Source organism: Gelidibacter sediminis (assembly GCF_004364975.1).
In the GTDB taxonomy this organism is placed as follows: Bacteria; Bacteroidota; Bacteroidia; order Flavobacteriales; family Flavobacteriaceae; genus Gelidibacter; species Gelidibacter sediminis.
This window is the reverse complement of sequence record NZ_SOBW01000008.1, coordinates 484,896-499,363: the sequence shown is the minus strand read 5'-3', so window position 1 is coordinate 499,363 and position 14,468 is coordinate 484,896. Positions and strand designations below refer to the sequence as shown.

At 35.9% G+C, this 14,468-nt stretch carries 18 protein-coding genes; all 18 read left to right on the top strand.

The annotated features are described in order from the left end of the window. The first annotated feature begins 17 nt into the window (after positions 1-17). The 18 genes from BXY82_RS08885 to BXY82_RS08795 all read left to right on the top strand — a co-directional run bounded on the left by BXY82_RS08885 (position 18) and on the right by BXY82_RS08795 (position 14,298). The gene (locus BXY82_RS08885) at positions 18-893 is read left to right on the top strand and encodes an alpha/beta fold hydrolase (RefSeq protein WP_166643280.1); all 876 of its coding nucleotides are present in this window, start codon (positions 18-20) and stop codon (positions 891-893) included. Between the two features lie 315 nt (positions 894-1,208). Next, positions 1,209-2,321: a ligand-binding sensor domain-containing protein gene (locus BXY82_RS08880; RefSeq protein WP_166643279.1), complete on the top strand. Its 1,113-nt coding sequence runs from the start codon at positions 1,209-1,211 to the stop codon at positions 2,319-2,321. 329 nt (positions 2,322-2,650) lie between these two features. Further along, entirely contained in the window at positions 2,651-3,169 is a 519-nt protein-coding gene (locus BXY82_RS08875; RefSeq protein WP_133757843.1) for a GAF domain-containing protein, read from the top strand. A gap of 214 nt (positions 3,170-3,383) precedes the next feature. Beyond that, positions 3,384-3,791: a hypothetical protein gene (locus tag BXY82_RS08870; RefSeq protein WP_133757842.1), complete on the top strand. Its 408-nt coding sequence runs from the start codon at positions 3,384-3,386 to the stop codon at positions 3,789-3,791. Continuing rightward, on the top strand, positions 3,788-4,642 hold the full coding sequence (locus tag BXY82_RS08865) for a hypothetical protein (RefSeq protein ID WP_133757841.1): 855 nt from the start codon (positions 3,788-3,790) through the stop codon (positions 4,640-4,642). The genes BXY82_RS08870 and BXY82_RS08865 overlap by 4 nt, the downstream gene beginning before the upstream one ends. 206 nt (positions 4,643-4,848) lie before the next feature. After that, positions 4,849-5,382, top strand: a complete 534-nt coding sequence (locus tag BXY82_RS08860) for a hypothetical protein (protein ID WP_133757840.1) — start codon at positions 4,849-4,851, stop codon at positions 5,380-5,382. 148 nt (positions 5,383-5,530) lie between these two features. Next, the gene (locus BXY82_RS08850) at positions 5,531-6,175 is read left to right on the top strand and encodes a DUF1801 domain-containing protein (protein ID WP_133757839.1); all 645 of its coding nucleotides are present in this window, start codon (positions 5,531-5,533) and stop codon (positions 6,173-6,175) included. Between the two features lie 217 nt (positions 6,176-6,392). Beyond that, the gene (locus BXY82_RS08845; protein ID WP_133757838.1) at positions 6,393-6,902 is read left to right on the top strand and encodes a DinB family protein; all 510 of its coding nucleotides are present in this window, start codon (positions 6,393-6,395) and stop codon (positions 6,900-6,902) included. 124 nt (positions 6,903-7,026) lie between these two features. Beyond that, on the top strand, positions 7,027-7,611 hold the full coding sequence (locus BXY82_RS08840) for a glycosyl-4,4'-diaponeurosporenoate acyltransferase CrtO family protein (RefSeq protein ID WP_133757837.1): 585 nt from the start codon (positions 7,027-7,029) through the stop codon (positions 7,609-7,611). A 201-nt stretch (positions 7,612-7,812) separates the two neighbouring features. Further along, positions 7,813-8,616, top strand: coding sequence for a helix-turn-helix domain-containing protein (locus tag BXY82_RS08835; protein WP_133757836.1), 804 nt, complete (start codon positions 7,813-7,815; stop codon positions 8,614-8,616). A gap of 84 nt (positions 8,617-8,700) precedes the next feature. Continuing rightward, positions 8,701-9,246, top strand: coding sequence for a cupin domain-containing protein (locus BXY82_RS08830; protein ID WP_133757835.1), 546 nt, complete (start codon positions 8,701-8,703; stop codon positions 9,244-9,246). Between the two features lie 67 nt (positions 9,247-9,313). Then, complete coding sequence (locus tag BXY82_RS08825; protein WP_133757834.1) at positions 9,314-9,547, top strand: addiction module antidote protein; 234 nt, start codon at positions 9,314-9,316, stop codon at positions 9,545-9,547. A 437-nt stretch (positions 9,548-9,984) separates the two neighbouring features. Next, positions 9,985-10,275 carry a hypothetical protein gene (locus BXY82_RS08820; protein WP_133757833.1) on the top strand — a complete coding sequence of 97 codons (291 nt, stop codon included), beginning with the start codon at positions 9,985-9,987 and terminating at the stop codon, positions 10,273-10,275. A 205-nt stretch (positions 10,276-10,480) separates the two neighbouring features. Further along, positions 10,481-10,906, top strand: a complete 426-nt coding sequence (locus BXY82_RS08815; protein ID WP_133757832.1) for a hypothetical protein — start codon at positions 10,481-10,483, stop codon at positions 10,904-10,906. Between the two features lie 95 nt (positions 10,907-11,001). After that, complete coding sequence (locus BXY82_RS08810) at positions 11,002-12,297, top strand: S28 family serine protease (RefSeq protein ID WP_166643278.1); 1,296 nt, start codon at positions 11,002-11,004, stop codon at positions 12,295-12,297. Positions 12,298-12,389: 92 nt separating this feature from the next. Next, entirely contained in the window at positions 12,390-12,827 is a 438-nt protein-coding gene (locus BXY82_RS08805) for a hypothetical protein (RefSeq protein ID WP_133757830.1), read from the top strand. Positions 12,828-12,913: 86 nt separating this feature from the next. Then, positions 12,914-14,023 carry a hypothetical protein gene (locus BXY82_RS08800; RefSeq protein ID WP_133757829.1) on the top strand — a complete coding sequence of 370 codons (1,110 nt, stop codon included), beginning with the start codon at positions 12,914-12,916 and terminating at the stop codon, positions 14,021-14,023. Then, the gene (locus BXY82_RS08795; RefSeq protein WP_243835762.1) at positions 13,999-14,298 is read left to right on the top strand and encodes a TlpA family protein disulfide reductase; all 300 of its coding nucleotides are present in this window, start codon (positions 13,999-14,001) and stop codon (positions 14,296-14,298) included. Before BXY82_RS08800 ends, BXY82_RS08795 begins: the two co-directional genes overlap by 25 nt. The last annotated feature ends 170 nt before the right edge of the window (positions 14,299-14,468 follow it).

The following is a 14,468-nucleotide window of genomic DNA, read 5'->3' as shown; positions in this document are numbered from 1 at the left end:
AATTCACTATTATAGTAATGTGCATTCAAATGTCTTATGGTCAGGAGTCAAAGACAATACTTACAAAAGATGGCAAAATTCACTATAAAACGATTGGTGTTGGCCAACCAATATTAATCATTAATGGAGGACCTGGGTTCAGTAGTGAAGGCTTTGCAGATATAGCCAAAGAACTCTCCTCATTTGGATATACAGCTATACTATATGATCAAAGAGGCACTGGAAATTCCACTCTCAGTACAGTTGACAGTTCTACTATAACCCTAAATTTAATGATTCAAGACATTGAATTCATACGAAGGGATTTTGGTGTTGCCCATTGGATCGTATTTGGTCATTCATTTGGAGGCATGCTTGCCAATTATTATGCTGCTCATTATCCTGATAAAGTAAAGGCCATGATCCATTCATCATCCGGCGGCCTAGACTTACATTTGATTGAAAATGCGCAAGCCAATTTACATGCTAGATTATCACCGCAAGAAGTTGATTCCTTGAGCTTTTGGAGAACTAAAAACAGAGCAAATGGCACGGCATACAATCGAAGAAAGTTCAGTGAGTATCTAGCGTCCGCCTATGTGTATGATAAAAAACACATCCCCGTTGTAAGTCAAAGATTAATGCAGGGTGATATGAGATTGAATCGATTGGTTTGGAACGCTATGTTTAACATCAATTTTGATTGTAAAGAAAACCTAAAATCCTTCAATAAACCTGTGCTAATTTTACAGGGCAAACAAGATGTTATCCCGGAATCTCTAGCGTTGACTGCACAAAAAGTTTTCTCTAATTCAAGTGTATTCTTTTTGGAAGAGTGTGGGCATTATGGTTGGTTAGATCAAAAAGAAGAATATTTGTCCCACATCAAAAGTTTTCTTTTACAAATCTCATAATAACTAATTAGCGGGATATCCATATCTGAGGACTCGCACCACAATATGCATAGAAAATGTATTGAAGATTAATCGGATGTAAACTAAAATTTTCATTAGGTTAGAAATATAATTTTTAAAAAAAACAATGATTAAAACGCATTGGCAATCTGTTTACAAGCCTAATAAAAAGATGTAGAAAGACATCACCATGTATCAAATTCCAATAGCTTATAGGGTGTAACAATTAATCAGTTTGATTTATTATATTAGTTATTTATAATACCCACAACCTTTATGTAGGGTTATTCTGGGTTTCAATTCAAAATGAATCACATGAAAACAAAACTTACACTGCACGAGATAAAAGTATGGACAGTAGTTGTTGCAAGTATCATCATAACCTCATGTAAAGGACAAGTGAGTAAAATTGATTTACAAGACGCCACTGATAGCACCACTACAAAGACTAGTGATACAACTCTGGAAAAACCTCAAATTCCACAATTGAATGGTGAGCGTATGTTTCAACTTGAAAATTTTGACAAGCAGATAAGTGATGTTGTAAGAACGGTTTTCCAAGACAGCAAAGGACACCTATGGTTTGGTACCCAAAACGGCGCATTTAAATATGATGGACAGGTGTTAACGCACATTGATGACATTAAAGGGGACTCAGGAAAAGGGGTCACCATTAAAGACATTACTGAAGACAAAGAGGGTAAAATATGGCTTGGACATACCGATGGTATCAGTAGCATAGACGGCACCATAGTGACAAACTACTATGAAACTGATGGTTTATTGAACAATGACGTATGGTGTATAACGGCAGACAGAACTGGTACTATTTGGATTGGTACCATAGACGGGGTTTGTACTTTTAATGGACTCGAATTCTCGAATTTTAAATTGCCTGAAGGTAAAGCAGATGCCACTCGTGGCGTTTCTAGCGCCAAAATGGTTCATCATATTATGGAAGATCGTAAAGGCACCATGTGGTTCAGTACCAATGCCGGATTGTTTTCATACGCAAATAATCAACTCATTAACGTGTCTGATAATATTGACATCAAAACCAATTTTGTAAATGAGGTGTTTGAAGATGAAAAAGGAACCTTGTGGATTTCTACAAAACAGGATTTGTTCCGTCTCAGCGCAAAGGGATTCACCAATATCACAAAAGATAAAATTGAAGTTGGTAAGGGCATCGGCAGTATTGCTGAGGATAAAAATGGAACGTTGTGGTTTACCTCCAATCAGCATTATTTATATAGATATGATGGTAATACCATTTCAGAATATCAAAAATCAGATGACCATAAAGGACCCGTAATTTTCCAAATCTACAAAGATCAGAAAGACAGGCTTTGGTTTGTTGGGTTTGGAGGGGCATTCCGATTGGAGAATGGCAAATTTGTTAATATAACCCAGAATGGTCCTTGGTAACATACGGCGATGCACACCTCCTAATCTGTGTCTACATCATACGCGGTTCTTATAGTTTTGACAATGCAATTTGCCAAACTAACGTGCTCTACAGCACTTGGTGCGTTATTCATTACCTAAATATGTGATGCTAAAGCGACCGCGCAATTAACCCTTTGGCCTATCCGCTCAAGTTTTATATTACAGATAAAATGGGATAATGTTAAATTATTAGAGATTTTATCGGAAATTCAGGGCGAGTATTGTATTTTTAATTCTGCATAAAGGGTTGTCTATTTGGTAACAAATAACTGTTTGCGCATTAAACTATTTTATATAATCGTTAATTAATGGAAAATTCACATGAAGTTGCTAGAATCGAGAATTTGTATCAGTATGAAATTCTCGACACGCCTCCTGACGGCTGTTATGATGATATGACGTCTTTAGCTTCCAAAATTTTTGACGTGCCAATTGCTATTATATCACTTGTGGATACTGATCGTATTTGGTTTAAATCTTCTTTTGGCATTGACGCTGAAGAAATACCGCGTAACCCCGGTCTATGTAGTTCTGCAATTATATCTGATGATGTTTATATTGTTGAAAACGCGAGAATTGACCCAAGAACTTTAGCCAACCCTTTAGTTGTTGGGGTCTTGGTGCTACAATTTTATGCCGCAGCACCATTAAGGTCCTCTTGTGGCTTTAATCTCGGTACTTTTTGTATCATCGATCAAAAACCTCGAGTAATGAGTGCCAAGGAATCTTTAATGTTAAGACAACTTTCAAAAATTACTATGGACCACTTTGAGGTAAAATTGAAAGCCAGGTTGATGATTAGAGACCTACAAAAAAAATCTTCATAATGGATAGCGCAAAAAGAAGGCTTACCATTCTTTAGGCAGCCTAACTTATGGCCCGCACAACCATTTTATGAGTTTCATAATCGCCCTTTTAATTCTCAATTGAGTTTTAAGTTAACATACAGAACCTCCTATAAAGCCATACATTATAACCCGCTAAGTACTTATAAATTAGTGGATATCTTTTATTAAGAATTATGAATATAGAGTAGCGCTTATGCCCAACCCATTTAAAGAACTGATATTAAAATTTGGTGTTCCAAGCCTTGCTGTCATAATCATCGCCATTCATTTTTTTATGGCACATACCCAAAATCTCAGTAAATGGAAGGGTGGCGGCTATGGTATGTATACAGAACTACATTACGTCTATAATCATATCCATATAACAGGCATGTCAGTTGATTCATTAAAAAAGAGCAGCCCAAGTATTAAAAAAGCCTTGAGCAAAGTCTTGCTTATGCCTAACCGTAGAAATCTTCAGAAGGCAGGCGAACACATTTTAAAAATCACAAAAAAAGACAGCATCCACATCCAACTATGGAAACCATCCGTCTCTTCCAAGCAGCAAAGTTATACGAGAGTATTGGCGGACGAACTTTATCTTAAAAATACTGACTTTTGAACTATTTCATCTTTATAAAGGATAAATTGGCAAACCCTATTGCTATCAGCAGCTTATTACTGCTTACAATGGTTATAAGTTATTGTGTAATAATGGCTGAGGCCCATTGGCAATGGAAATTACCCGTTATTTGTATTGGTATTTTTAGTTGGTTTGTTTTTAGAAATAGCATAAAGCATCCCATCATTTGGCTTACGCTATTGACACTTCTTATTATTGATCTCTATTACAATTATTTCAGGGTTGCCAATCATCATTTTATGTTAGTGCTAGTGGTCATTGCTGTAATTAGTTACAACTATCACCAACGCAGTGCTATCCTCATTAAAAACATCCAATTGCTTTTAGTTGTGGTTATTGTCACATCAGTTGTGCAAAAACTCATATCGCCGCAGTTTATTTCTGGCGATTTTTATTACTACATGATGAATAGGGGGTTTTTATTTAAATATTTTATGGATATTCTTCCTCAAAGCACAGAAATCAGCAACGCTAATGCGGAAATGCTCTCCTCATTAAAAACCTCCGATCCTAACCTAGGGCAAACTGTTATATTCAAAGATATTATTCCCAATCTTGGGCTAGTGAGTCATGTATTTGCCTGGACTACAATTGCTATGGAATTATTAGTGGCCACTGCCCTACTCTTAAAACCAAAAAGCAACTGGACACATCTGATGTTAGGACTGATGATATTTGGGATTCTTTGCACCAGAATTGAGACCGGATTCATGGGCTTGTTGGCCATATGCGGACTGATGTTAAGCAAGAACCGCTATTTAAAATGGATATATGTGACAATTATTTCAGCATGTATCCTACTTGTGGCGACGCGAATTGGACTACATTAGGTGTTGTGGATTGTAGATGACCAATTGAATTGATTGTAACTAAGGAACAATGCCATACCATCATTAGATTTTAAATTATACCTTAGACTTCCCGTATGTGATATAATATGTGGAATTTTGATTCCATAAAATTGTCTTCAATACAGCTTTGTATACACAATAACACTTAACCTGATTATACGCTTAAATTGAACCACATTATTAAAATGCTAATTATAAGCCTTGCAGTGGTGTCCTGTAAGAAAAAAACAGCACGCCATACGGCAATTCTAAGATCTGATTTCGATTTACATTCAGATCTCGGTGAATTTAAAAATAAGATGACTGATGTGGATACGATTAAGTTGTTTTTTGACCACTCCGTTTGTACCTACGAAGGATTAGAGCGCATTGAAATTACTAAAAAATCAGACTCCCTAAAAGTACGGTCTCTGTTTAAAGAATTAACTTTTAAGGATCATAATGATCCGGAATGGCAAATAATGTACGAGAAATCAATCTCGGAAAATGACACGGTATGGCCTTTACATATGTTTATTGCGCGAAACAATCACCGTCAGAACTCGACATCTCAACATCGAAGAATTTTGTCCATTACCCACCACAGCGATACACTTAATTTTTATACTGATGGCCTTGCGGACTTAAACCGTTTTCTGCAAGATTACTATCTCACCATGAAAAGACTTCATCCTGAAAACAAGAATGGGATTTATGGCTATGATATTTTGGAAGAATAAATCCGAGGAGCGTCAATTATTGATAAATATGATGCTATTATGATATAACCATTGATAATCCTGAAAATTTTCATTCCGTAAGTTGACATGTTTCTCGTGTTTGTTTTAAATTAGAGTCATAAACGATACGTGCAATACTTTACAAGCAATGAACCAAGACGTCAGCAGATTCCTAAACACTCTCAAAACTTGGAAAGACGAATTACATACACTCCACGAGATAATTTTGGAATGCGGACTGGAAGCGGAGTTTAAATGGATGCATCCTTGCTATACAAACCATGGTAAAAACATCGTTTTAATCCACGGTTTTAAAGCCTATTGCGCTCTCCTGTTTCCTAAAGGTGCTTTATTAAAAGATACTGAACAGCTGCTAGTACAACAAACAAAAAATGTCCAATCTGGCCGACAGATACGGTTTACTCACCTATCAGAAATCAAGGACCTTAAGCCCATCCTAAAGCAGTATATCAATGAAGCCATAAGCATAGAAAAATCTGGCCTGCGCGTCACTAAAATAAAAATTTCTGATCATGACTTGCCCTTAGAATTACAACAGGAATTTGAAAGCGACGCGAACTTTAAAAATGCATTTTATGCTTTAACTCCGGGCAGACAACGCGGCTACCTATTGCATTTTAACGCCCCGAAACAATCAAAAACCAAACAGTCCAGAATTAAAAAAAACAAAATGCGCATTATGGATGGTTATGGTTTTAATGATTGTACTTGCGGCCTATCCCAACGACCACCCAATTGCGATGGTTCCCATAAACAGTTGGAACTCACATAAAAATATTGGACGCCACACTTGGTAAAATTGGTTAATAACAGAGCGTCCAAATAGTGGTTGATCAATATCAAAGCCTTCAAAAAACTGTTTGAACACCTTAAATATATGGCTGAATTTTACTAACTTAACGAAATATTATCACATCAACCACCCCACCCTCTCGTCTATTACAAAGTTTAACCTCTACAAAATAATATCACCATTAATACGCCTAAACATGATAAAAAAAGCATTACTCAGCGAATTTCAACACGAAGCCGAAGGCACCCGAAAATTATTAGCCATGGTACCTGACAGTGCCTTAGACTACCGGCCACAACCTCACCTTTGGTCAGTTGCTGAACTGGCATCGCATATTGCAGAAGTATACAGTTGGTACGATGTGACGTTTAATAAAGACAATTTTGAAATGAATTCTTATACCTATGACAAAGGCGATATCAGCAAAGCATCAAACATCTTGGAAAAACTGGAAAATAACCTGAAAACAGCGCAAAAAGCCATTGAAGATTCTGACGAATCGGGATACATGAACGTGTGGTCCATGACCATGAACGGTCAACCCGCCTTTCCTCCCATGCCTAAGATACAGGTTATCAGAAGTTTTTTATTTAACCATTTATATCATCATCGGGGCGAGCTGATCTCGCATTTAAGAGCCACAGGAAATAAAATCCCGTCGTTATACGGCCCTACATACGAAGAATCGCAACAGATGGAACAATAAAGCCCCCCTTATTAATAAATGGGTGTGTTAGTACACCTTCTGTGTGGTAAACCCTAGATGATGACTAAAATGCAAAATACTTTTAAATCTATTACAGAACGTGAATTTTTGAGCTTAAACAAGGATGGTTAAAAAAATTCTGTTTCCATTAATTGCTATCTTCCTTGCCTATAGGTCTTATGAACTCCTGAAAACCTTATGGTTTTTAGAACCTGATGCGCTGCATTGGTCGGTCAAAATTATATCAGCCATCCTCATAAATCTTTTTATTACAGGGGTTTTCGCGTTTGTGGGCTTTGCCTATAAAACCAATCGGCTCTTAACCAAGCGTTACTACCACATTAAGAACCCTAAATTTCTCAATAAATTTGCACAGCTATTAAACATAGAACTCTTCAGAAAATTTCTATTGGTACTGATTTGGGGGAAAGATAAATACAGAAAACGCTATTTTGACGGTACACAACAGGGCTTAGAAAATCTCGATTTTCAAACGCGACAGTCGGAATTTGGCCATCTTGGTGCATTTATATGTATTCTTGTGGCCATAATCCCGCTGATACTCCAAAAACATTTCCTTATTACCATAGTAACGGTATTGTTGAATGTTATTGTTAATCTCTACCCTGTAATCTTGCAGCGCGTTCATAGAATAAAAATTGAGAGAATCAGAAGCATTCAATTTAAAATTGAATCGTCGCCTATATAAATTGTAGATCATCTATAATTGGAGAACGGCCCCTACAACCATTAAACTTACAATCCTTACTTATGGTGGTTTAACCGAATACAACCAACAGCCATATGAGTTTGTGAATAAACAGTAATTTAAATTCTCTCAGCATGTATTGAAAGTTTATTATATTTAACACACACTAAATCAACAAACTACACGTGATACCAGTAATTAATGACAGCTGACGCTTTAGACATAACGCAAATTATAAAAAAAACAACGGTAAAAAATTATAGCGATTATTATGCCGTATGTTGGATTAAAAATGAGATAAAGGGTATTGAAATAGATCAAGTTTTATACAGCAATGTCTCCAACTCCATTGTTTTTCTTGAGCCTAAATACGATTGGAAAATTCATAAAAATGATGGTTTCACCTATTCAGGGTATATTTTGTATCTGTCTAGAGACATTTTAAACCATCCAGTGTTAAGTCAGCTGCACATTAATAAAGTTGTGTTGTTTAATTCTGGTGAAATTCCACTATTTAAACTGAGTCCAGGAATAGAAAAAAGAACACAAGCCATACTTGAAATGATTGATGAATTATTAGGATCTCATTTAAATCATAAAGATGACGCCATACTTTCGCTCTTGAATACATTTTTTATCTATTGTGATGGACAGTGTAATATCAAATCCGTTGTATCCAATAACAATACTAAAAACCATATTGTATTTTCTTTTAAAGGATTGGTTGATCAACATATACTCAACCATCATGATGTTGTTTTCTATGCCGAGCAACTTCATATATCTCCTAAGTATTTAAATGAATGTGTGCAGGAGGTGTTAGGAACAAGCAGCAAAAGCATCATCATTGAACAATTACTTATGCGGTCCAGACATGCTTTAAAATTTTCGAACAAAACAATTAAAGAAATTAGTTTTGAGCTCGGCTTTTCATCTCCTGATTATTTCAGTTATTTCTTTAAAAATCATGCCGGAATAGTGCCTTCCAAGCTTAGAATGTATTAAGCGCTCCCAAAATCTAAGGATTAACTGTGATTTTCACATTGCATCGCCTTAGTCAGGCATGTAACTTGCTAAAAAACTTTAATCATGGACAGAAAAAAATTCTTACAGACCACAGGACTTGGATTAGGTTTAACGTTTATTCCGGAAATTTTTCAGGCACAAACGAGCAGCTCAAAATCCTTATCTTTAACTAAGTTTAAAGCTAAAATTGTTAAGGACGCTGAAGGCGATGTCTTGAACGTTTTAGGAGATATTCAAACTCATAAGCTGGTAGGTAGTGATACCAATAATCAAATTGTCGAATGGGTGGACAACGTGGCGCCAGGGGTTGAAATTCCACCGCATATCCACACTAAAGAAGATGAAATATTTAGGGTTGTCAAAGGTCAAATTGACATCACCATTGATGGCAAAACGCAAACATTAAATGAAGGAGACATGGCGTTTGCACCTAAAGACATCCCTCATTCATGGAAAGTGGTGGGTACCAAAAAAGCTAAAATGATGACTTCTGCGTTTCCTGCCGGCATTGAACACATGTTTACAAAACTAGCTCAATTACCTGCCGGTCCACCCGATTTTGAAAAGGTGACTGCTATTTGTGCTGAACACGGCATTCGTTTTATTTAGGTAAAAATTTCATACTAAAGTATTGAAGTAGTGTATTACACAACATTCTTTGGTTGTGTAAATTATCATGTTGTGGTGCATTAAACTCACTCTACTGCAAAACCCATATCTCCCCACTGTTTTGGAACAAGCCAACAATGCTGATGTGATAAATGCAAGCGGACACATCGCAAAGGCAATAGGAATGCCAAAAATTGCGGACGAAACTGGAATGAGCAGACCAAGTTTATACAAAGCAATATCGGATGGGATTAACCCTCAATTTGAGACAATAATGAAAGTATTGAAAGTAATTGGATGACAAATTCAAGTTCATCCAACTTCCGTCTGAAAAAATAACGTATTAAAGCAGTGTGTATAAGCAACCATCCCGAAAGAAATGTTCTGGCGTGGCTTGTTCTCGCCTACCTATAAAATCCTGCGAATTTTATAATGACAAGTTCCTGTTTGCAGTTGTCTGTAACAGCCCTCGCCACCGCTAATACATAAAACGTATTATGTGCTAAGGTATATGATGCCCGCGTATTTTTTTTAAATTTGTCTGGCTAAGTAAACAAGCCCCAAACTAAAATGAAAATAGTAAAACTACTTGATGCACACTATGAATCTTTTGTCATAAACCTTTCCACGGCTCATATAAAGACGGAACTGAACCAAAATGTTAAACATTTCCATTGCAATTGAGTATCAGAACACGAATTTGTACTAAGCTTAAATTTTTCTTTCGGTTCCAATCTCTTGTTCGACACAAATTATCATAATACCAAAAGCGACATTATAGTTTTAGGGCGATTACATGCGTTGACAGATTCAAAAACAAAAATTATATTAGAAACCAAAAGCAAATATTGGTTGATGTTGATGCTCATTCCATCATTAGTGATGACCGTTCTAAAATTAACAATACTGACAGGAATTCCTTTTCCGTTTATTCTCATTTTCCCAATTGCTTTTGGTTTAGTGGCATATTATATAAGAAAGGAAGATCAGCGTTTAATCAAATTGTTTAAAACGCTTCTAGATCAATAATTTAACAACAAATAAACCAATTATTTACCTTGAAAAATATTGGAATACTTCCATATAAAATTATAAGCAAAGGTGAGCGCTCCCTAAATAAGTCCTCGTATTCTGAATAAAAATAACTAACTTTCCACCACCAACCAGACCTCAAATAGCAAGTCCGCATGGGTATAAATACCAACTTGTACTATCAAAATTGGTGGTATATGTTATGAAAAAAACAATAATTTATTCGGCTTTACTGATCACTCTAGCTACAAATGCGCAAGACTTAACCTGCGCCGATTTTAAGGAAGGACATTTTTATGTGCCTGCAGATAAAGAAACACTCTTGTCCTACAAAATTCACAGAAATGGCACACAACAAATTGAAACGGTAGAGGATCCTGATCAACTATTAGGTGCCGACTTTAACAAAACCGCATACCAAATTATAGAGTGGATTGATGATTGCAGCTACCGCCTTACCTCTGACGCCTCAAAAATGGAACTGAGCGATTATCAAAAGTATATAAATGACGCTAACGGCCTACTTGTAGAACTCATAAAAATTGAAGGTAATTGTTTCTATTTTAAGTCCACACTTAATGATCAAGACATCAAACAGGTGATAAATGGGAAACTGTGTAAAGAATAAATTTAAAAATTAAAATAGTCTGTGTTGCCCAAAATTTATCAATAAGCAACACTGAAACATGGCCACGACACCATGTGGTAAAATAAATGATTATTATGAAAAGAACTTTATGTTTATTTCTACTGGTTGCGATGTCCTTGTACAGTTATGCGCAACATACCGATATCGCGTCCGTACTCTCTCAACTCCCAGATGTATCGTTTGAAAAATTAGAGGCCGCCAATGGCTCTAGCAACTATACCCTGCACATAAAACAACCCATAGACCATGAAGATGCCAGCAAAGGCTTTTTTCATCAAAAGGTCTATCTCTCGCACAAGGGTTTTGATCAGCCAACGGTGATGGTGACGGAAGGCTATAGCGCGAATCAACTCAGAACTTACGAGTTGACCACCTTATTGGATGCCAACCAACTACAGGTGGAGCACCGCTATTTTGGAGAAAGCATGCCCGACTCATTAAACTACCGCTATTTAAATTTAAAACAAGCAACGGCAGACCTTCACCATATCAAACAGCTGTTTGCTAAGGTGTACCCAAAAAAGTGGTTGAGCACAGGAATTAGCAAGGGCGGTGCCACAACCATTTATTATCGCTATTTTTATCCCAATGATATAGATGTTAGCGTGCCGTACGTTGCACCCATCAACACCGCTTACGAAGAACAACGGATCTACAGCTTTCTAGAGACTGTAGGCACTAAAGACTGTAGGACCAACATCGAAAACTTTCAGCTCCAGATATTAAAAAACAGAGCGCAGATCATTCCTTTATTAAAGTTTTATAGCCTAGGGGCACAAGCAAACTATTCGTACCTGTCTTTGGACGAAGCATTTGAATATGCCGTTATGGAATTCCCGTTTTCGTTTTGGCAATACGGTTATGATTGTGAAACCATTCCTTCTAAATCTGCCAGCATAGAAGACCTTACCGAATATTTCTTAACGGTGTCTAACTTGACCTTTTTTAGTGATGCTACCATTGAAACCTACAGTTCACATTACTACCAATCGGCAACTGAAATGGGGTATTATGGATACGACACCAAAAAGTTTAAAAATTATCTCAAGGAACTGCCCACTGATACCAACCCAATGGCACTATTTTTCCCTTTTGAAATGACAGACACTTTTGATGGACAACTGTTAACTGATGTGAATAAATGGTTGCAGACTGACGCCCATAAGATGCTCTATATTTATGGTGAAATTGATACCTGGTCAGCTAGTGCAGTCCCACCAAATCCTGATGTTGATTCGGAATGGTTTATACTCCCAGGAAAGCATCACGGAAACGCAAGGATCAAATTTATGACTCCAGCAGAAAAACAGCGATTGATTCAGATTTTGGAAACTTGGCTTCAAATAGACCTAGCACCGCAATTAGATTAATAGGTGCATAGTAGGTTTTGTTTATAACGACAGGCCATAATGCGTAAAACCCCCTTAACAAACACATTATCAACCCTAAAAACTTACCACACATGGAACCAGAAAAAAAACAATCAAAAGGCAAAACGGTAGGCATCGTTGTTGGTGTAATTGCGGCAGTCTCCTCTTATTTTATCGTGCAACAATTTTTTAAGCAGGATATTGAATCCGAACTAAAAAAAGCCGTAGTCGAAATTAACAAGCAGACGCCAATGAGCATTGATGCCTACACCAGATTAGATAGTGTGGCGAGTAAAGGAAAAACCAACTTTATATATTATTATACGCTTATCGATTTGGAGAAATCGGAGGTAAATTTAGACACGGTCAACAAATATATCAGGCCCAGTATCATTGAAAACATCAAATCCAGCCCTGATTTAAAGGTGTACAGAGACAACAACATTACCATGGATTACAAGTATTATGATAAAAATGGTACGTTCGCCTTAGATATTGCTGTCACTCCTGATTTGTATAAATCTGAATGACACTATCTCCGACAGGCTTCGGAATACAATCCTATTTGAAAATGAAATCAGATCTAACAATCTACTTTTTCCTAATCATAACATTAATGTTTTCCTGCAAGGATGAGCATAGTAATATAGAACCCAAAGTAGAAAAATCAAATACAATTGTTTTGATTTCAATAAATGCACCAAAAAAATATTCTCATTTAATAAAACAAGACAGTATAGGAAAAACACTAAAGGATAGTTTAGGTCCAAAAGCTTTTTACGCTAAAAATGGTTTTACCTATTTAGATTATATGAATAACGAACAAACTTGGCTGCCCAAACCAAATGTTCGTGACACTATTGTTATTGAGTGCTATTCTGAATATCTTGAATTCACTACAAACAACTTTTTTACTTCCATGCCCGATACCTTTTTAGTGAAAAATGGAGATACAGTTGTTTTTAATTATACTGACAACATCCCTAAAGCGAAGATAACCAATAGAAATGTAAATGATGATGAACTAAATTATAACAGTTACAGACTTAAAAAATTATTTAATAATAAATACACAAGCCATCACCTGATTTTTACAAGTGTTTTTATAGATAACAATCTTAAAAACCATGAACAAAATTCCATTGATTACTACAACAAGGCGCAAATTGATTATAACAGAGAAGTTATACTATTAGATTCCTTATTCAATTCTAATACAATTACGGAGACCAACTACAACTATCGAAAAGATGCTTTAAATATGTTAATGGAAAAACATAAGAAGCTCAAAACGATTACAAAATGGTTGAAACAAAATAACACCCTAAGGGGTAAAGAAATTATTGAGCAAAAGTTCGGTTTCGATTTGGCAAAAACAGACTCTTTAATGACATTCTCATTTTTCCGTGACTATTTAAAGAATATCTCTCAATATAATTTGGAATTTATAAAAGAAAACAATGTGAATTCTGGTGGGTTCTATATCGATTCAAGAATTCGTTTTGACTCTATTTTAAATGATCAGCGATTTAATCAATCTGCTAAAAATTATTTACTGTTCGATGCTTATAATGGAATTGGTCAAAATTTTAGAATGAAAGACAAAGAAAAATACTTCAAAAAACTACAGCTAAACACTACTAAGGGAAATGGCTCTATATTGATTTTTGGGCAAGTTGGTGTCAGCCTTGTCGAGAAACAATGCCTGAATCCAAAAAGCTTATAAAAGAATTTAAAGAAGATAACATTGAGTTTATTTATATCAGTTTAAATGACCAAAAAGAAAATTGGAAAAAAGCGATAGAATCTGAAGGTATTTGGAATAGCCAAAATTATTTTGCTGAAAATGGAAATGTCTCTATGGTTATGGAGCATTTAGGAATTAAAACGATTCCTCATCATTTAATTTATAATCCAAATGGAGAATTAGTAAATGGCTTTGCAGACCGACCAGGAAAAGGGGCAAAAGAACAGTTAAGAAAATTAATAGTCAGGAAATAAAGTCAGCTGCTTCAAGTAAGCTATCAATTGGTCCATCTACAGTAGGAAATTTTGATCCCGAAATTTTTTCATCACCACCATAGGCATGAATACATACACGATCAAAATAAGGCCATCTTTTTCATAAGTCGGCCAAAAGTGTTAAATTGGTAATGATTATTCGCAACATC

Coding starts and splice junctions, on each gene's coding strand:
- BXY82_RS08840 (WP_133757837.1), top strand. CDS start 7,027: ATGGTTAAAAAAATTCTGTTTCCATTAATTGCTATCTTCCTTGCCTAT.
- BXY82_RS08835 (WP_133757836.1), top strand. CDS start 7,813: ATGACAGCTGACGCTTTAGACATAACGCAAATTATAAAAAAAACAACG.
- BXY82_RS08845 (WP_133757838.1), top strand. CDS start 6,393: ATGATAAAAAAAGCATTACTCAGCGAATTTCAACACGAAGCCGAAGGC.
- BXY82_RS08885 (WP_166643280.1), top strand. CDS start 18: ATGTGCATTCAAATGTCTTATGGTCAGGAGTCAAAGACAATACTTACA.
- BXY82_RS08870 (WP_133757842.1), top strand. CDS start 3,384: ATGCCCAACCCATTTAAAGAACTGATATTAAAATTTGGTGTTCCAAGC.
- BXY82_RS08805 (WP_133757830.1), top strand. CDS start 12,390: ATGGAACCAGAAAAAAAACAATCAAAAGGCAAAACGGTAGGCATCGTT.
- BXY82_RS08850 (WP_133757839.1), top strand. CDS start 5,531: ATGAACCAAGACGTCAGCAGATTCCTAAACACTCTCAAAACTTGGAAA.
- BXY82_RS08825 (WP_133757834.1), top strand. CDS start 9,314: ATGTTGTGGTGCATTAAACTCACTCTACTGCAAAACCCATATCTCCCC.
- BXY82_RS08815 (WP_133757832.1), top strand. CDS start 10,481: ATGAAAAAAACAATAATTTATTCGGCTTTACTGATCACTCTAGCTACA.
- BXY82_RS08795 (WP_243835762.1), top strand. CDS start 13,999: ATGCCTGAATCCAAAAAGCTTATAAAAGAATTTAAAGAAGATAACATT.
- BXY82_RS08880 (WP_166643279.1), top strand. CDS start 1,209: ATGAAAACAAAACTTACACTGCACGAGATAAAAGTATGGACAGTAGTT.
- BXY82_RS08800 (WP_133757829.1), top strand. CDS start 12,914: ATGTTTTCCTGCAAGGATGAGCATAGTAATATAGAACCCAAAGTAGAA.
- BXY82_RS08830 (WP_133757835.1), top strand. CDS start 8,701: ATGGACAGAAAAAAATTCTTACAGACCACAGGACTTGGATTAGGTTTA.
- BXY82_RS08810 (WP_166643278.1), top strand. CDS start 11,002: ATGAAAAGAACTTTATGTTTATTTCTACTGGTTGCGATGTCCTTGTAC.
- BXY82_RS08860 (WP_133757840.1), top strand. CDS start 4,849: ATGCTAATTATAAGCCTTGCAGTGGTGTCCTGTAAGAAAAAAACAGCA.
- BXY82_RS08875 (WP_133757843.1), top strand. CDS start 2,651: ATGGAAAATTCACATGAAGTTGCTAGAATCGAGAATTTGTATCAGTAT.